Raw genomic sequence first — 16,749 nt, 5'->3', positions numbered from 1 at the left:
CTCTGGTTCAATCAAGGATATGTACGAAAAGGAGTCTTAGGTGTCGGTACTCGCAAAAATCCTGTTTGGTTCAGCCGTTTTGTTGACCAGTCTTGGTACAGCAGCGACAGAACGCCAGGTAAATGCACTACAGGAGTTGCCAGTCACCCTCCAGACATTGCTGGAAACTCAGGGACGCGACAACTTGGTCGACCTGATGCAACAAGGCAGTTTCAACCAAGCCATCATAGTTCAAGCCGGAATTGACAACAGCGCCATCCTCACCCAGGCCGGGTTTGGAAATCAGGCACAAGTAGTACAACTCGGGGTCAATAACCAGGTTGAAATGATGCAGGTGGGTGACGCCAATAAGGCAAACATCACTCAAATAGGCAATGACAATCTGGTGCAACTCAACCAGCTTGGCAGCGCCAATTTTTCGATACAACAAATTGCCGATGCTGCCACTATCAGCATCACGCAGTATTAAAAACACAGGGAGCGTTTAATGAAATCTCAAGCTAAAAAGTCACTGATTGCACTGGCTATCACAACGGGTCTGGGTATGAGTGCCCAAGCCTTCGCCGGCAGTGTCAATGAAATCTCAGTTAACCAGCAGAGCCGCAGCACTGTAGGTCAGGAAGTCTATGCCGAGCAAACCGGCATTCTGAACCTGGCAGTCATCAATCAGGAAGGTTCTGCCCAGGAAGCCACCGTGGTTCAAGACGGTGTTTGGCACGAAGCCTATGTTGATTCCAAGGGCGACGAAAACAAAGTTATAGTGACTCAGAATGAAGACTGGCACGTGGCCAGCGTCGATGTAGACGGTAACGTCAACACAGCAACTGTCGCTCAATCCGGTTTCTTCAACGAAGCCAATGTTGAGCTGATCGGTGACAACAACAGTGCCGAAGTAAACCAAAACGGTGACACCAACTTCGCAGTATTCCGTGTCAACGGCAACGACAACTCCGGCTATATCAGCCAAAACGGTAACAACAACGAAGCCGGCATGATAGCCGTTGATTTCAGCCCCAACGTAGGCAACGGTAACTCTGTGACCGTACTGCAGGAAGGCAACAGCAACATAGGTGGCGTGCGTGGCGTTGCCGGTGATAACAACAGCATCGAAATCGATCAGGCAGGTGATCTGAACACTGGTTTTGTTTACGCCCTGTCCGGCTCTGAAAACAACATCGAAATGATGCAAACCGGCACTGCCAACACCGCAGTACTCGAATTCACCACAGGTGATGACAACGACGTTGAAATCTACCAGAAAGGTGATGGCAACGCGGTAGGCGATCTGCTGGTTGCCGATATTCAGGGTAGCGACAACGTAGTCGATATCCAGCAGGAAGGCGACACCAACGGCGTTGAATTCCAAATCTGGGGTGACGACAACAACATCGACCTGGAGCAGGATGGCAGCACCAACTTCGCTACTGCCGCCGCCTATGGCACTGACAACAGCATGGACCTGACGTCACAGGGCGATTACAACGAGCTGGTTGCATTCGCCACAGGTGAAGACAACCAGATCGAAATCCATCAGGAAGGCACAGAGAACTTTGCCTATGCCGAGCTGGAAGGTGAGAACAACGAAGTTGATATGGAGCAAGATGGCAGCGCCAACGAAGCTCTGGTCACTGTTGTTGGCTATGACAATACCGATATCGAAACCACTCAAAGCGGTGACCTCAACCTGGTAGACCTGCTGATCCTCGGTGATGACAACCTGGCTCAAATCGTTCAAAGCGGCGACAACAACTGGGTGAGCGGTGTTGACGGCGGCGCCTTCGCCGTGGTTGGTACAGGTAACAGCCTGATGATCACCCAAAGCGGTAACGAAAACCTGGTTGTCGGTTCTCAGGCCGGTACCAGCAACGCTATCAGCGTAACCCAAAGCGGCGACTACAACGTTGCCACTGTTATCCAGAACTAATCACTCTGGTGCTTTATGCGAAGGGAGCCTCTTGGCTCCCTTTTTGTTTGCCCAATTGCCAACTGAGCGTGAGTCATTATAGCTTGAAAACTCATGGTTCCAGCGGTTTCCAGGAAACCCCATACCATAAGCATCGAATAACAAGGCGAATATTCGCCGCTGGAACAGCGTCTATCATGGCTTTGAACCAAATATCACTAATAAACCTGGTTTTAGCTGCCAGCTAAGTTGCAGCCCATCACCTGCGGTGGGCTCTTGCACAGGCGATCCTGTGACACGGCATTAATACGTCCCTGTCGCCTCGACGAAAACATCTGACCTACATGGACGTAGGAAATGCCGAATTTATCAGGAACAAAATTCGGCCCTGTTTTCGACGGTCACAGTTCCGCCTGTGCCTGAAAATGAGGTGGATGTCTGCAGACACTTCAGATGTTCCAAGCTACTCAGTGCTAACAGAATTACACCAATTCCCCCTTCGGAGCCGCCGCCGGCGTTGTTGTAAATTGGCATAGCCGAGACAGGGAGGTCGAGGCTCGAAGGTCGAGCAGGGCGAATGTTGCGAAGCGACAAGTTCATGAGCGCGAGCCAAGGAAGGCGAGCTGGCCCTTATGCATGGATGCATTTGGCGAGTCCTGAGTGTAGCCAATTTGCTTCATAAGCCAGCGGGGATTTCGGCTACGTCGGGGTGTCCTTGGGGATGCAAGGGGCTTTGGACAAGCAAAGCCCCTTGTCCAGTGTGGTGTGGAACACCACGACTTTAGGCCGCTGGCACAGCGGCTATCATGGCTTCTAACTAAAAGTTACTAATTAGTATTGGCAGGGCTTCCAGCGACGGACGGTCTCCCATTGCCTGCCGCAGGCTTATGCACAGGCGATCCTGTGACTCGGCGAGAGTTGCGCAGCAACATGCTTTCGAGCGCGAGCCTTGGATGGCGAACTGGCCGTTGTGCATGGAGGCATTTACACCACGACTTTACGCCGCTGGCACGGCGGCTAGCATTGCTTTAAGCATTAAATCCCTCACCAATACTTGCCGGGCTTTTGACCACAGACGTAACCCATCACCTGCGGTGGGCTCTTGCACAGGCGATCCTGTGACACGGCGTTAATACGTCCCTGTAGCCTCGACGAAAACATCCTTGTTTTCGACGGTCACAGTTCCGCCTGTGCCTGAAAATGAGGTGTATGTCTGCAGGCATATAGGTAGCTTCAAACAAGTTAGCTCTCACAAAGTTGCTCCAATCCCTCCTCGGTGTCGCCGAGAGCCTTTGGCGCAAATAACGTAGCTGAAGGCGAACACTCGCCGGTGACGAGTGTGCTCATGAGCGCAAGCTATGGACAGATTGGAATGCTTAAGCTCCACGACTTTACGCCGCAGGCACAACGGCTATCATGGCTTTGGCTGAAAGCCATTCCCGACGCGCAAAAAAGCTCAAAGCTGCGGCGATTGCCGCACTCTGACAGGAATTTTCCACTGACTTGGCTTACATAAAAGCCATCAAAGCATAAACAAGCCCCATTCGGGGCCAAGTTCAGGCTGGATCTAGCGACAAATCAACTGATGAGATCGAAGTGACTCTGATAGGTCTGGGCCCAACGCAACAATTCGACTCGATTACGAGATTGAGTCTTGCGGAAAATCGATGAAATATGCGCCTTGACCGTATGCTCACTGATACACAGACGTTGGGCTATCTCTTTATTCCTGGCACCACTGGAAACCAGCTGAATAATGGTACGTTCACGCCGGGTCAACATCTGCAGCATGGAAACCGTATCGGCCGACATCTCATTGCCAGTGTCCAAGGTCTTGACCAGCTTACGGAACATCTTGCTGATAAGGGTTCTGTCGTACCAGAGCTCATCGGCCACCATCTTGCGCAGGCCTGTAAGCATAAGATCGATGCGCTGATCTGAATAAAGTACCCCGCGGATCCCCAGCAACATAGCCGACTCCTGATCCAGTGAACCTCTGGCAACTTGATAGAGGGCGACAGGAACATGAGAGACCAGACGGCTGGCCAGCAGAGGAATGCCCTTATTGTCCAGCGCCGACCCCTTCTGAGAAATTAGATAGAAAGTACTATCGCTCTTCTGCGGATCCAACTGTTCCGGGTGGCGTACTATACGGGTCTTAAGACCAATGGACTCGGCCAGTATGGCCAAATGACAAGGGGCGGCTATCTGGTTTATAAAAACCAACTCATTGATACTACTCATATTTACTCTTCTCCCTGAAAAGTCTCGCTCATACCCCTAAAGGGATAGCTTCCTTAATCACTTTCCGTGAGCTTACACAAAAAGTATAAGATGATTCTGACCAGATAGTGTCCGGTTTTCATCACCATAAAGTATGATTCTAACAATCTTTAGTCGCATTGCCAGATGAAATATTGTAAAGACTGTATATGGCTCTCTCTGTCCCGACCTGTCAATCGGCGCCAAGACGCTGCAACTGGCGGTCATGAAATGAGGATAAAACCAGCAGGGCGGCGATGGCACCGATAAGAGCCATCAGCATATCCGACTGGGTATCCCAGACATAGCCCTGGGTGCCGAGAAAGGCCTCGGCACCTGAGCCTGTAGCCGCGGCAACCCACCATTCAATCAGTTCATAGAAAGCCGACAAGGCCAAGGCAAAACAACTGACTAGAAAAGCACACCAGGCACCAGGTTTCACTGCTTGATTACGCAGCAGTATCTCCCTGGCAATCATTGCCGGGATAAATCCTTGGGCCAAATGACCCAGTTTATCGTAGTTGTTACGCTCAGAGCCCATCCACTGTGCTAAAGTATCGAACAGCGGCACCTCGGCATAGGTGTAGTGGGCGCCGACAAACAGTATCAGGCAATGCACCAAGATCAGGCCATAAAGCAGCGGAGTCAGCGGAAAACGTTTGCGGGTAAAAAACAGTATCGGCAGCGCCAGCATCCCAGGCAGCGCTTCCAGCCACCAAGTGAAATCATCTTTAGGCGCTATCGCCGACCAGATAAGTACCACAAAATAAATGACCAGCCAGATAATTGTGTTTTTCAAGCCACTTTCCTTATGCCAGTGATTGTTCTCAATTAGGAAAAAATACTTTAGCCATCTAGCCCTCCACTTCACCTGAAAAAAGTGCTACTTTGATTGGGCATGGGCAAAAGCATCATAGCATACGTACATTAGTTAATAATCAAGAGGGTACCTATATCATGGCGAAACACTCGCTGGACAAGGATAAAATTAAAATCCTGTTGTTGGAAGGCGTCCACCAATCAGCCGTCGATGTGCTGGAAAGGGCTGGCTATACCAATATCGAGTATCACAAGGCATCACTCTCCGGCTCAGAGCTTCAGCAGTCGATCAAAGATGCCCATTTCGTCGGAATCCGCTCCCGTACCCAACTGACCCAAGAAGTATTACAACAGGCGGAAAAGCTGGTTGCCATAGGATGTTTCTGTATCGGCACCAACCAGGTCGACCTCAAGGCGGCCGAGCAACTGGGTATTCCTGTGTTCAATGCGCCCTTCTCCAATACCCGCAGCGTAGCCGAACTGGTACTCGGTGAAATCATCATGCTGCTGCGCGGTATTCCGCAGCGCAACGCCCTGGCCCATCGTGGTGGCTGGCTCAAGAGCGCCAATGGCAGCTTCGAAGCTCGTGGCAAGACCCTGGGGGTCATAGGTTATGGCCATATCGGTACCCAGTTGGGGATCCTCGCCGAAACCTTGGGGATGAAAGTGATCTTCTTCGATATCGAAGATAAGCTGCCGCTGGGTAACGCCCAGCAGGTACATTCCATGGAGCAGTTACTGTCTCAAGCCGATGTGGTCAGCCTCCATGTGCCTGAAACCCCACAAACCAAAGAGATGATTGCCCAGGCCGAACTGGCGATGATGCGCAAAGGCAGCATACTGATCAATGCTTCCCGCGGCACTGTGGTGGATATCGACGCCCTGGCGGTAGCCCTCAAGGAGCAACAGTTGGCTGGTGCCGCCATCGACGTGTTCCCGGTTGAGCCCAAGTCCAATACTGACGAATTCCAAAGCCCGCTGCGCGGTCTGGACAATGTGTTACTGACCCCCCACATAGGCGGCAGCACAGAAGAAGCCCAGGAAAACATAGGTATTGAGGTTGCCGGCAAGCTGGCCAAATACTCAGACAACGGCTCTACCCTGTCGGCAGTCAACTTCCCGGAAGTATCGCTACCGCAGCATAAAGATGCCTCCCGCCTGCTGCATATTCACCATAACCGCCCCGGTATTCTGATCAAGATTAACCAGGCGTTCTCGGAGAAAGGCATCAACATTTCAGCCCAGTATCTGCAAACCACGGCCACCATAGGTTATGTGGTGATGGAGGTAGATACCACCCAGGCTGAAGAAGCACTGACAGAGCTCAAGTCTATCGAAGGTACTATCCGTACCAGACTGCTGTTCTGATTTTTTGAGGCTTTCACAGGGCGCCATATTGCTATCGGCGCCCTGTTTATTTCTGTCAAATCCGCTACAATCGCAGATCTCTTAATGCCTTCAATCTCAGGATCTTGTTATGAGCATTTGCGTTTCTCAGCCCGATTGGCCACTGGATGCCGGCATTCCGGATCTGCTTATTTCCCGCCTATCTCACTTGGGTCTGCTTGCCGTTACCGGCGAACAGGGCCGCAGCTTTATCCATGGTCAGGTCACCACGGATATCAGCTCTCTCACGGCCGAGCAGTGGCGTTGGGGCGCTCACTGCGATCCCAAAGGCAAAATGCTTTCAAGTTTCAGAACCTTTGCCCTGGGTGATGCCCTGATATTGATGATGCCAAGGGATACCCTGGCTGCCGACTTGCCGCAACTGAAGAAGTACGCTGTGTTCAGTAAGGCCGAACTGGTTGATGTCAGCGACGATTACAGTCTCTTGGGTGTAGCCGGCGCCAAGGCTGCCACTTGGCTGGCAGAGCAGTTCCCGGGCTTCAGTCCAGAGCAGCAAGTAAGTGCTGTCGATGACGGCGTGGTACTGCAGGACGGCGAGCGCTTTATTCTGGTTCTGCCCAAGGCCCGGGCCGATGCCTTGTGCCAGCAGCCTCCTGTCGATGCCAGTGCCTGGCAAGAGCTGGAAATCCTTGCCGCCTACCCTAACCTGCCGGCATCACACATGGGCCAATTTGTACCGCAGATGTGCAACCTGCAGGCCATCAACGGCATCAGCTTCACCAAAGGTTGCTACATGGGCCAGGAAACCGTGGCCAGAATGAAATATCGCGGCGGCAACAAGCGAGCCCTCTATATTCTCAAGGGTAAAGCCACTGTCGATGTCACCCCGGAAACCACACTAGAGATGGCGCTGGATGAAGGTTTTCGTAAGGGCGGCAGCATTATTGAAGCCGTACAACGAAATGGCGAGTTGCTGCTGACCGCAGTGCTGGCCAATGACACAGAAGTCGGCGCCAAATTCCGCATCGCTGATGATGAAAACAGCGAACTGACGGTACTGCCTCTGCCCTACTCTCTGGAAGAGCAGGAGTAACAATGAATGACCCAATAAAGGCGCCGTCGGCGCCTTTATTTTTATCCGCCGTTTGTCGCTATTCGGTGCCGGACTCAGTTTCCATGTGAGTATCACGCACCTCTATCACCTGGGGCAGTATCTGTTTGAACAGTTCCACCAATTCAGGGTCAAAGTGTTTCCCCGACTCAGACTCCAGTAACGCCATGGTATCTTCTATGCTCCAGGCCTTCTTGTAAGGTCGAATTGAGGTCAGGGCATCGAAGACATCGGCAATGGCGACGATTCGCCCCTCAATGGGAATATCATTGCCTTTCAAGCCATTGGGATAACCTGAGCCATCCCACTTCTCGTGGTGAGTCAGCGCAATGCGCCGGGACATCTGCAACAGAGGATCCGGGTGCTCACCGATAATCTCGGCACCGATTTCGGCGTGTTGCTGCATGATTCGCCACTCTTCGGCGTCCAGTTTCCCCGGTTTTTTCAGCACAGCATCCGGAGTACCTATCTTGCCGATATCATGCATGGGCGCCGCATTGTAAAGCAGCTCACAGAAGTTGTCCGGCAGCTTGGCCTGTTGTGCCAGGAGCCTGGCATAGTGGCTCATGCGAATAACGTGTAAGCCGGTCTCGTTATCCTTGTATTCAGCGGCACGGCCCAGGCGGCGGATGATCTCGAAGCGGGTCTGTTCCAGCTCGCGGGTACGTTCGCGCACCTGTTGTTCCAGTAAACGCTTCTGATCATAGAGGGCCAAGTGGTTACGTACCCTGGCTCTGACTATCGGGGCACTGACAGGTTTGGTAATGTAGTCGACAGCCCCCAAATCAAAGCCCTGGGTCTCATCGGCCACCTCAGAGAGAGCGGTGACAAAGATCACCGGAATATGGCTGGTCATGGGTTCCTGCTTGAGACGCTTACAAACTTCATAGCCATTCATGCCCGGCATCATCACATCCAGGAGGATCAGATCCGGAGGGCTCTTCTGCGCCAACGCCAGCGCTCTTGGGCCATCTATCGCCACCTTGAGCTTATAATCGTCGCCGAGGATCCCCACCAGAATATCTATGTTCTCCGGTGTATCGTCCACCACCAGTACAGTGGCTTTTTCCATCTCAATCTCCCTCTTGTTACGGGCCCCACATCCTATTTCAGTGCCACAGCACTTTACCGGCGGCGCGAATATCCCCTAATGAGTATAGTCAGGCCTGCTCGGTCTCGTTCAGCTCCTGCTGCAGCTCGCGGATAAGATCGGCGGCATCATCAAACTGATAGCTGCCGACCATGCTGCTGACAGGTTTCAGGCGCTGCCACAGAGGCTTGCTCACCCTGCGGCTCAATGCTTCCAGTTGAACAACGGCTTCGGCATCGGCGTCTTCCAGACTCTGCAGCAGTTGCTCCAGGGCGGTTTTAAGCGCCTCGGGATCAATCTCCTCGGCGGCATCACCTTCCGCCAGAGGATCGCTTTGTGGCTTATCACCCATCCAGTCCGCAATGGCTTCGACAATGGCTGCAACCCGGGTTTCCACCGCCAGCAACTCTTGCTCACATTCTTCACCGGCCGCCAACTTGGCTTCCAATTGCCTGGCCTCTTCCACCAAAGGCTCGGAGCAGAGGTTACCTGCCAGCCCCTTAAGGGTATGCGCCGCCCTGACCGCTTCTTCCTGCTGTTGTTCCTTGAGCGCCTTGCGAATCCGTTTGCCGACATTGCCCTGACTACCGAGGAAACGTTCGAAGATGCGCCGATAGAGGCGCTCTGAATGCTGTACCAGCTGCAGTCCGCGATCGATATCCAGGCTCTCGTGTTCCGGCCAGCTCACCAGATTCTCAGGAGCATCGCCATTGGCCATACCGGCGTCATTGTTCCCTGCTGCGGCCGGGACTTGCCCACCTCCCAGATACTGCAACAACACCTGATACAAAAGGCTGACTTCTATCGGCTTGGCGATGTGATCATTCATGCCCGCTCGCAGACACATCTCCTTGTCACCGGCCATGGCGTTGGCCGTCATGGCAACCACAGGTAACTGCTCAAGCCCTGGCATCTTGCGCAGTGCCTCTGTGGCCTGATATCCATCCATCACAGGCATCTGGCAGTCCATCAATACAAGATCAAACTGCTGCTGCGCCAACTTCTCCAGTGCTATCTGGCCATTCTCGGCGATGGACAAGTCTATGCCCACCTGCTCAAGAAACTCGGTCGCCACTTCCTGATTCATCTCGTTGTCTTCCACCAGCAACACACGTTTGCCGGCAAGAGCTGCCAGTTGCAGGGATTCGAGATCCAACGCCTTGCGCCTGACAGGAATATGGCCCTGACGCCCAAGAGCCAGCATAATGCCATCGAGCAGCCTGGAGGCACTGACCGGCTTGGTGATATAGCCGTTGATCCCGAGTTGCTCCAACTGTTCGATAAAGTCACTGTTGGCGTGAGCCGACACCATGAGGATCAGCGGCGGCTCTTTTACCTGTAGTATCTGCCGCGCGGTTTCCATGCCGTCCATCTCAGGCATCTTCCAATCGATCAAGGCCATCTTGTAGGACTTACGCTTCACCTTATCCAGCGCCTCCATGCCGCTGCGGGCACAGTCGACGGCAAAGCCCATGCTCTCCAGCGTGGTGCGCAATATATCTCTGGCGGTACCGTTGTCATCGACCACCAGAATGGGCATGCCCTCCAGTTCCTGCTCTACATTTAGCTTGTCGTTTTCCGCAACCTTGAGCCGCACAGTGAAGAAGAAACAACTGCCGTTGCCAAACTGGCTCTCGACGCCGATTTCACCGCCCATCAGTTCTACCAGTTGTTTGGAAATCGCCAGCCCAAGCCCGGTACCGCCGTATTTACGTGTGGTCGAGGTATCTGCCTGGCTGAAAGACTTGAATAATCTGGCTTGCTGCTCGGCCGTCAGACCTATGCCACTGTCGCGCACTGCAAATCTTAGGATCACTTCATCCTGCTCGCGGCTGAGCTCACTTATCGACAGCATCACTTCACCCCGTTCGGTGAATTTGATGGCGTTGTTCATCAGGTTAATAAGTACCTGACCGAGACGCAGCGGGTCCCCTTCCAGGTGGCTGGGCACACCAGGGGCCACGGCAAACAACAGCTCCAATTGTTTATCAGCGGCACGTTCCGAGAACATATCCCCGAGATCTTCCAAAATACTGTCGAGCTGGAACGGCACCACTTCGATATCCAGCTTGCCGGCCTCAATCTTGGAGAAGTCGAGAATGTCATTGATGATCCCCAGCAGGGATTGCGACGCCCGTTCAATTTTTTCCACATAGTTACGCTGTTTGTTATCCAGTTTGGTCTGCAGGCACAGTTGTGACATACCGATAATGGCATTCATCGGGGTGCGTATCTCGTGGGACATATTGGCAAGAAAGTCGCTCTTGGCCTTGTTGGCGGCATCGGCTTCGTCTTTGGCCGTCATCAGCTCATTGGACAAGAGTTTCAAGCGGGTAATATTGGCAATGCTCATGACCACTGAGCGTTCACGATCACCTTCTTCCTCAATTTCAGAAGCGTTGACAGCCATCCACATAGGCTCGCCCGAGGCACTGAGCAGTCGCCACTCGCCGCTGACACTGTGATCGTCACTCTGCTGCAGGCACTCGTACAACTCGCTGGCATTGCTTCTGTCTTCCGGCAGCATCAGTTCGGCAAACGAGCGACGTTTAAGCTGTTCGGCGCTCATTCCCATATCACTGCAGAATTGGCCGTTACAATCCATTATGGTGCCGCGATCATCCAGATTGACTATGCCTATGCCTGCGTTATCAAACAGGGCGCGGAAATGGGCCTCACTCTGAGCCAGCTCGGTTTCCATCTTTTTACGGCCGCTGATATCGGTCAGATAACCGTTCCAAAGCATGCCATCCTGCTGTTTACTGCCTTTGGCACCGGCCTCAAGCCAACGTACCTCGCCGGAAGGATGACGGTAGCGAAACTCTTTGATCCACTGCAGCCCCCCTTCACCGGAAAGCAGCCGAATAATACTGTCTCTATCTTCAGTAACGATCCGCTCGGCCACCAGTTCAAAATCGGCCATTACCTCATTCTTGTGGTGGCCCAAAGTGGCAATGGCTGCACTGGAAAGGAAGGTGAATCTGCGTTGCTGCGGGCCTTGCCAAAACAGTTGATACACAGTACTGGGCACAGACTCAGTGATGGTTTCCAGTTGCTCCCGCGACTGCTCCATCTTTTCCTGAGCCAGTTTGCTGTCGGTAATGTCGTTGAGGCTACCATCGAACCAGAGAGGATTCCCATCTTCGTCGTAACTGGCCTTACCCTTTTCATGGATCCAACGCACACTGCCATCCCGATGGCGAATACGGTACTCGACATCGAAGGCTTGCTGCTCGGCCAGGGCCGAGTTGATGGTGTCGATACACAGCTGTTTGTCTTCATCTATGACCAGGGAACCATAACTGCGCTTCTTGCTGTCGATGAAATGCCAGGCCGGATAGCCGCTTATCTCAGTGATATTGTCGCTGACATATTCCATGGTCCACTGTTCATCGACCCGGGTACGATAAACGGCGCCGGGGATGTTGGATACCAGCCCACGAAAACGGCTCTCGCTCTCGCGAATTTTACGCTCTACCGCCAGTTGCTCGGTCAGATCCCGAATCGATGCCGCCACCTGACGTTTGCCCTTGTGATCGGCCGGCAACAGGCTCAAACCTATCTGCACCGGGAACTGGGAACCATCGCACTTGAGTGCCTGCAGCGCCTTGCCCTTGGCCATCATGCGCTCCTTGCCGTCGGTCACGAAGGCATGGCGCTTGGCTGCGTGTTCCAGCCGGTCCACTTCCGGCAACAGTTGGTCGATATTGAGTTTGAGCATCTCCTCGGCGGCATAACCGAACAGCTCCTGACAACGGCTGTTGGAGAACACCAGCATGCCGCCTTCATCGACGATAAGCATCGCCTCCGGCGCCGCCTCCAGCACGGCGTTGGACCAGGCCGCGGCGGAAAACTGCTCGGTGACATCATTAAACAGCATCTCCACCGAAATCAGCTTGCCTTCATCATCAAGCAGAGGCTGCATAAACAGATCCAAACGCCTCAAGCCACCTTCGGCATCGGCCAACTCCACCTGATGCGGCGGCACCGACTCGCCGGCCAGCGCCTGTTCCATATACTGCCAGTTGGCTTCATTGATACTGTTGCTGGAAAACAGCCGCTGATACTTACGCCTGAGCACTTCAGGAGTGATACCCAAGACCTTCTTCACCCCTTCGCTCGCCTGTACTATAGCGCCGTTGGGATCCATGGAGCAGTAGAAGGACTTATCACTCATGCCGTCGATAAGCTTGGCAAACCTGTTGCCGCGGGAGTCGAGCAGCGCCTGTTCCCTCTCTTCGAGAATTTCAGCCATCTCATTGAATTTATTGCTGAGAGTCGCAATCTCCCGCACCACGCCTTCGGGTTTTTGCAAGCGTTTGATCAACCCCTTGCTGAAGTCCACTATCCCGGCTTCCAACTGCTCCAGAGGCTGGGTGAGACGCTTGGCGCTCCAGTAACTGGTGACCAGCAGTATCATAGCCAGCAGCAACAGGTTGAGCGTCAAGGAGCTGAAATCCTGCAGGAAAGAACGCAGCAACTGCTTTTGCGGCGTGATCACCAACACCCGCCACTCCAGTGGTGCAACCCTGGCGACACTGGCAAGGTACTGCACGCCGTTGAGATCGCTCAGGGCCACCTCGGGGGTGTCGGCGGCATAGATATGCTGCGCCGCTTCCTTGCCGGCGGCGGTATTAGCCAGCCAGTCTTCCAATTTGGCGTTGCGGGTAAGATTATTGTCTGGGTGATAGATGAGCCTGCCCTGGTTGTCCAATACCAACAGCTTTTTGGGATCTATCCCCAAACGTATCGGCAGGCTGGAAAGTGCCAGATCTGTGGTAACCACGCCCAGCGGCGCCCCTTCGCTGCCAAAGGGTTGCGAGAAGGTGATCATCAGTGCGTTGCCGGCACCTTCATCAAAATAGGGGGCCGTCCAGTAACCTTCGGCATGTTTGAGTGCTTCGGTCCACCAGTCCCACTCGCCACTGGTGTAGTCATAGGCTTCCTGACCTATGTCCATGGTGACAATCGACAGGTCCTGACGAAAAGCATAGGGAGCAAAGCGTTTTTGCCCGGGCAGAAACCCGGGCTGAAAGGCGATGGCGCTGCCGTAAAAGTTGGGATTGCGCTGCAACCTGTCCCTGAGCAGTTGATAGAGATTGTCCGCTTGTTGCAGACGTTCGAAAGACTCCAGATTCCCCAGGCTGTATGCCAGTGTCTGGCTATCCCTTTGTGCCAAAGACAGCTCAAACTCGAGCCTTTTAGCGGCGAAGTCTGCCTTTTCGGCCAAGTCGGCAAAGAAGGCTTTCTCTTCTTCCTGATAGTTATACCAGCCGGTAACCCCCGAAATCACAGTCATGATGCTGATTAAGGGAATGGCTATCTGCAACAGAATACGGCTGCGAAAAGTTCTGAGTGTCGCGGTATCCGGCATAGCTCTGCCTCTCTGACGATTTCCTTGCGACTCTGCAACTGCAAAGTCCTATTGTCAGACACACTCTCTTGGGCAATCAATGCCGAAGTACATCAGGCGACTGAAGTCAACTAACTGATTAAAGGTCAAAAATTAACCTTGTTATTTAAGCATTAGCCATGCGGTTAAACAAGTGAAGCGGAGCAAATTTCACAAAAAAGTCAGCTGCAGCCAACTGGCATAAAACACACAAAAAAAGATAAGCTGGAATTATTTAAATAAACTCTTGTGTTGCAGGGAAAGAGAACGGCCAATAGCTGCAAGCCAGCGCTGAAAGCGCCCCTTTCCATGCGGCTTGCTATTGGCAGTAGAATCTCTACTATCTGGGTTTAAACAAGGTTTTTGAGTGGCTGAATTCATGGCGAGCTCCTGTGGTGACCAAATGCATTTTGCTGCGGCGCCCACCGTAAAACCAACGATGATTTCTTACCATTAAAATAAGTACAACTTATGGAACACTTAGATCACTTCAAGGGACTGCGCTGCCTGGAAGCGGCGGCGCGGCACAAGAGCTACACCCAAGCCGCAGAAGAGTTACATATCACCCAAGCGGCGGTCAGCCAACAGCTACGCTTGCTGGAGGCTCACCTGGGGATCAAACTCTTTATTCGCCGCGGTCGCAGCATGCAGCCCACCAGCCGTGCTCAGCAGCTGGCCGATACCCTGACGGCGGCATTCGGCTCCATCGGCTCCTGCTGGCAAGAGATACAATGTCAGGGGGTTCCAGGAGAGCTCAACATCACGACAACTCAGTCCTTTGCCTCCTTGATCCTGCTGCCGAATCTTGGGCAGTTCAATCGGCTGCATCCGGAAATCAAGGTCAAGGTCTGGGCCTCGAGTCAGTTGGAAGATCTCCAACACGCAGAGATGGATATCGGGATACGTTTTGGTGACATTGACGCGGGTGAGCTTTACTGTCGTCACCTGTTCGACGATGACACTGTGCCCCTGTGTTCCAGCCAACTGGCACAGGAGCAAGCACTCACACATGCCTCGCAACTGAGCCAATGCTGGCTTATTGATGCCGACGACAAGCCGGGACAGGATTGGCTGGCCTGGTTTGCGGCGGCAGGTATCACGCCGGATACCCAGGCGCTCAATTGGGTGCGGGTCGCCAATCTGGATATGGCACTGAGCACGGCGCTGTCAGGCCACGGGGTGTTTTTAGGCTCCCGCCTGATGGCCCAGCAATATATCCGCGCCGGTACGCTCACGGCGCCTCTGCCGCAGGTGCTACCGGGTGGGATCCGCTATCACCTCTTGTATCACGCCGCCTCACCCAAACTGGCCAGGATAAGGCGGTTTGAAGACTGGTTACAGGCCTTGATTGCTTCGCTCAAGGCTCAGGTATCGGCCTGAGGCAGGGCCTCATCACCGCAGCCGCGCAGACGCTGAAAATAACTGCGGGTTTCTGCCAGCACCAGGTGGCGCAGACCTATAATGGCAATCAGATTGGGTATCGCCATCAAGCCATTGACTATGTCGGCGAGCAGCCAGATGAGATCCAGCGTGATAAAGGCGCCCGAGGCAATAAGCCCGAGAAAAACCCAGCGATAGAGCGGGATCCAGCGGCCCTTGGTGAGATAGCTCCAGCAGCGATCGCCATAATAGTTCCAGCCAAGAATAGTGGTAAAGGCGAAACACACCAGCGCTACGGTTACCAAATACTGGCCAATCAGCGGCGTGGTGGCACTGGAAAAAGCAGCACTGGTCATGCCGGCCCCGGCGGTATCGCCATTCCAGACACCGGTAAGAATAAGCACCAAGCCCGTCATGGTGCAGATGATAATGGTATCGAAGAAGGTGCCCGTCATGCTCACCAGTCCCTGCTCAACCGGCTCCTTGGTTTTGGCGGCTGCCGCCGCTATCGGAGCACTCCCCAAACCCGACTCGTTGGAGAACACTCCGCGAGCAATCCCGGTTTGAATCGCCAGGGCAATACCGGCCCCAAAAAAGCCACCGGTGGCCGCCACTGGATTGAAGGCGGAATGCAACACCAGCGCTATCGCATCCGGAATCGCCTCGCTAGCGCTCAGCAGCACCCAAAGACAGGCAATCACATAGCCTATAGCCATAGTGGGCACCAACTTTTGTGCCACAGCCGCAATCCGTTTAACACCCCCTAAGGTCACGGCAGCCACCAGCGAGGTCAGCACCACGGCCGTGCTCCAGGCTGGCACATCAAAGGCGATGGTCAGGGCTTCGGAAATCGCATTGACCTGGGCAAAAGTCCCGATACCGAAAAAAGCGACACCGACACCGAAAACCGCAAACAGCTTGGCCAGCCAGCCGAGTCCCAGGCCTTTTTCTATGTAGTACATGGGGCCACCGGCGATGTTACCGTGGCGATCTGTGGTGCGAAACTTAAGTGCCAATAGACACTCGGCGTACTTGGTGGCCATGCCAAACAAGGCGGCAATCCACATCCAGAACAGGGCGCCGGGGCCACCGAGTTTGATGGCAGTAGCCACCCCAACAATATTGCCCGTGCCTATGGTGGCCGACAACGCGGTACAAAGAGCGGCAAAAGAGGAGAGTTCCCCCTTGCCATTGGCGGGTTTGAACAGCAACTGCAGCGCCAGCGGCAGACGCAACAGTTGAATGAATCCCAACCTGAAGCTCAGATAAATACCGGTTCCCACCAACAAGAGTAAGGTGGCAGGTCCCCAGACAATAGCGTTTATCTGGGTAAGAAGTGCATGAAAATCCATAGATTCCTCAGTTATTAAACATCAAAATTAATAAACGGAGGAGGAAAAGAAATGGCTGCGAAACCGCGGCAGCAGAGGCCAAAGGCGAAAGGT

The 16,749-nt window shown here is 53.6% G+C and carries 11 protein-coding genes; 5 read left to right on the top strand and 6 right to left on the bottom strand.

Annotation, left to right across the window (positions count from 1 at the left end; genetic code table 11):
• Positions 1-40: 40 nt before the first annotated feature.
• Both ACF8D4_RS04620 and ACF8D4_RS04615 read left to right on the top strand, forming a co-directional pair.
• On the top strand, positions 41-469 hold the full coding sequence (locus ACF8D4_RS04620) for a curlin (protein WP_025008981.1): 429 nt from the start codon (positions 41-43) through the stop codon (positions 467-469).
• Between the two features lie 18 nt (positions 470-487).
• On the top strand, positions 488-1,924 hold the full coding sequence (locus ACF8D4_RS04615) for a curlin (RefSeq protein WP_045282999.1): 1,437 nt from the start codon (positions 488-490) through the stop codon (positions 1,922-1,924).
• Between the two features lie 1,557 nt (positions 1,925-3,481).
• Here the strand turns inward: ACF8D4_RS04615 and ACF8D4_RS04610 are convergent.
• Together ACF8D4_RS04610 and ACF8D4_RS04605 are read right to left on the bottom strand one after the other, a co-directional pair.
• Entirely contained in the window at positions 3,482-4,147 is a 666-nt protein-coding gene (locus ACF8D4_RS04610; RefSeq protein ID WP_025008979.1) for a response regulator transcription factor, read from the bottom strand.
• 211 nt (positions 4,148-4,358) lie between these two features.
• Positions 4,359-4,964 (bottom strand): DUF2238 domain-containing protein, encoded by a 606-nt coding sequence (locus tag ACF8D4_RS04605; RefSeq protein WP_107005047.1) that lies wholly within the window; start codon positions 4,962-4,964, stop codon positions 4,359-4,361.
• Between the two features lie 158 nt (positions 4,965-5,122).
• On the opposite strand from ACF8D4_RS04605, the gene serA reads away from it, so the two are divergent.
• Together serA and ygfZ are read left to right on the top strand one after the other, a co-directional pair.
• The gene (serA, locus tag ACF8D4_RS04600; RefSeq protein WP_028779409.1) at positions 5,123-6,352 is read left to right on the top strand and encodes a phosphoglycerate dehydrogenase; all 1,230 of its coding nucleotides are present in this window, start codon (positions 5,123-5,125) and stop codon (positions 6,350-6,352) included.
• A 109-nt stretch (positions 6,353-6,461) separates the two neighbouring features.
• A complete protein-coding gene (gene ygfZ, locus ACF8D4_RS04595) occupies positions 6,462-7,424 on the top strand; it encodes a tRNA-modifying protein YgfZ (RefSeq protein ID WP_096140954.1) in 963 nt (320 codons plus the stop codon).
• A gap of 58 nt (positions 7,425-7,482) precedes the next feature.
• On the opposite strand, the gene ACF8D4_RS04590 is transcribed toward ygfZ, so the two are convergent.
• The 3 genes from ACF8D4_RS04590 to ACF8D4_RS04580 all read right to left on the bottom strand — a co-directional run bounded on the left by ACF8D4_RS04590 (position 7,483) and on the right by ACF8D4_RS04580 (position 14,305).
• A complete protein-coding gene (locus ACF8D4_RS04590) occupies positions 7,483-8,514 on the bottom strand; it encodes a two-component system response regulator (RefSeq protein ID WP_028779411.1) in 1,032 nt (343 codons plus the stop codon).
• 88 nt (positions 8,515-8,602) lie between these two features.
• Positions 8,603-13,906: a PAS domain S-box protein gene (locus tag ACF8D4_RS04585; RefSeq protein WP_392468462.1), complete on the bottom strand. Its 5,304-nt coding sequence runs from the start codon at positions 13,904-13,906 to the stop codon at positions 8,603-8,605.
• A gap of 249 nt (positions 13,907-14,155) precedes the next feature.
• On the bottom strand, positions 14,156-14,305 hold the full coding sequence (locus ACF8D4_RS04580; protein ID WP_157823005.1) for a hypothetical protein: 150 nt from the start codon (positions 14,303-14,305) through the stop codon (positions 14,156-14,158).
• A 90-nt stretch (positions 14,306-14,395) separates the two neighbouring features.
• Here ACF8D4_RS04580 and ACF8D4_RS04575 point away from each other — a divergent pair, with 90 nt between their 5' ends.
• Positions 14,396-15,304, top strand: coding sequence for a LysR substrate-binding domain-containing protein (locus ACF8D4_RS04575; RefSeq protein ID WP_392468459.1), 909 nt, complete (start codon positions 14,396-14,398; stop codon positions 15,302-15,304).
• On the opposite strand, the gene ACF8D4_RS04570 is transcribed toward ACF8D4_RS04575, so the two are convergent.
• A complete protein-coding gene (locus tag ACF8D4_RS04570) occupies positions 15,289-16,656 on the bottom strand; it encodes an alanine/glycine:cation symporter family protein (protein ID WP_392468456.1) in 1,368 nt (455 codons plus the stop codon). The genes ACF8D4_RS04575 and ACF8D4_RS04570 overlap by 16 nt on opposite strands.
• Positions 16,657-16,749: the final 93 nt, after the last annotated feature.

This window comes from Shewanella sp. YQ_9 (assembly GCF_043103185.1).
Taxonomy (GTDB): domain Bacteria; phylum Pseudomonadota; class Gammaproteobacteria; order Enterobacterales; family Shewanellaceae; genus Shewanella; species Shewanella algae.
This window is presented reverse-complemented; position numbering and strand designations above follow the sequence as displayed.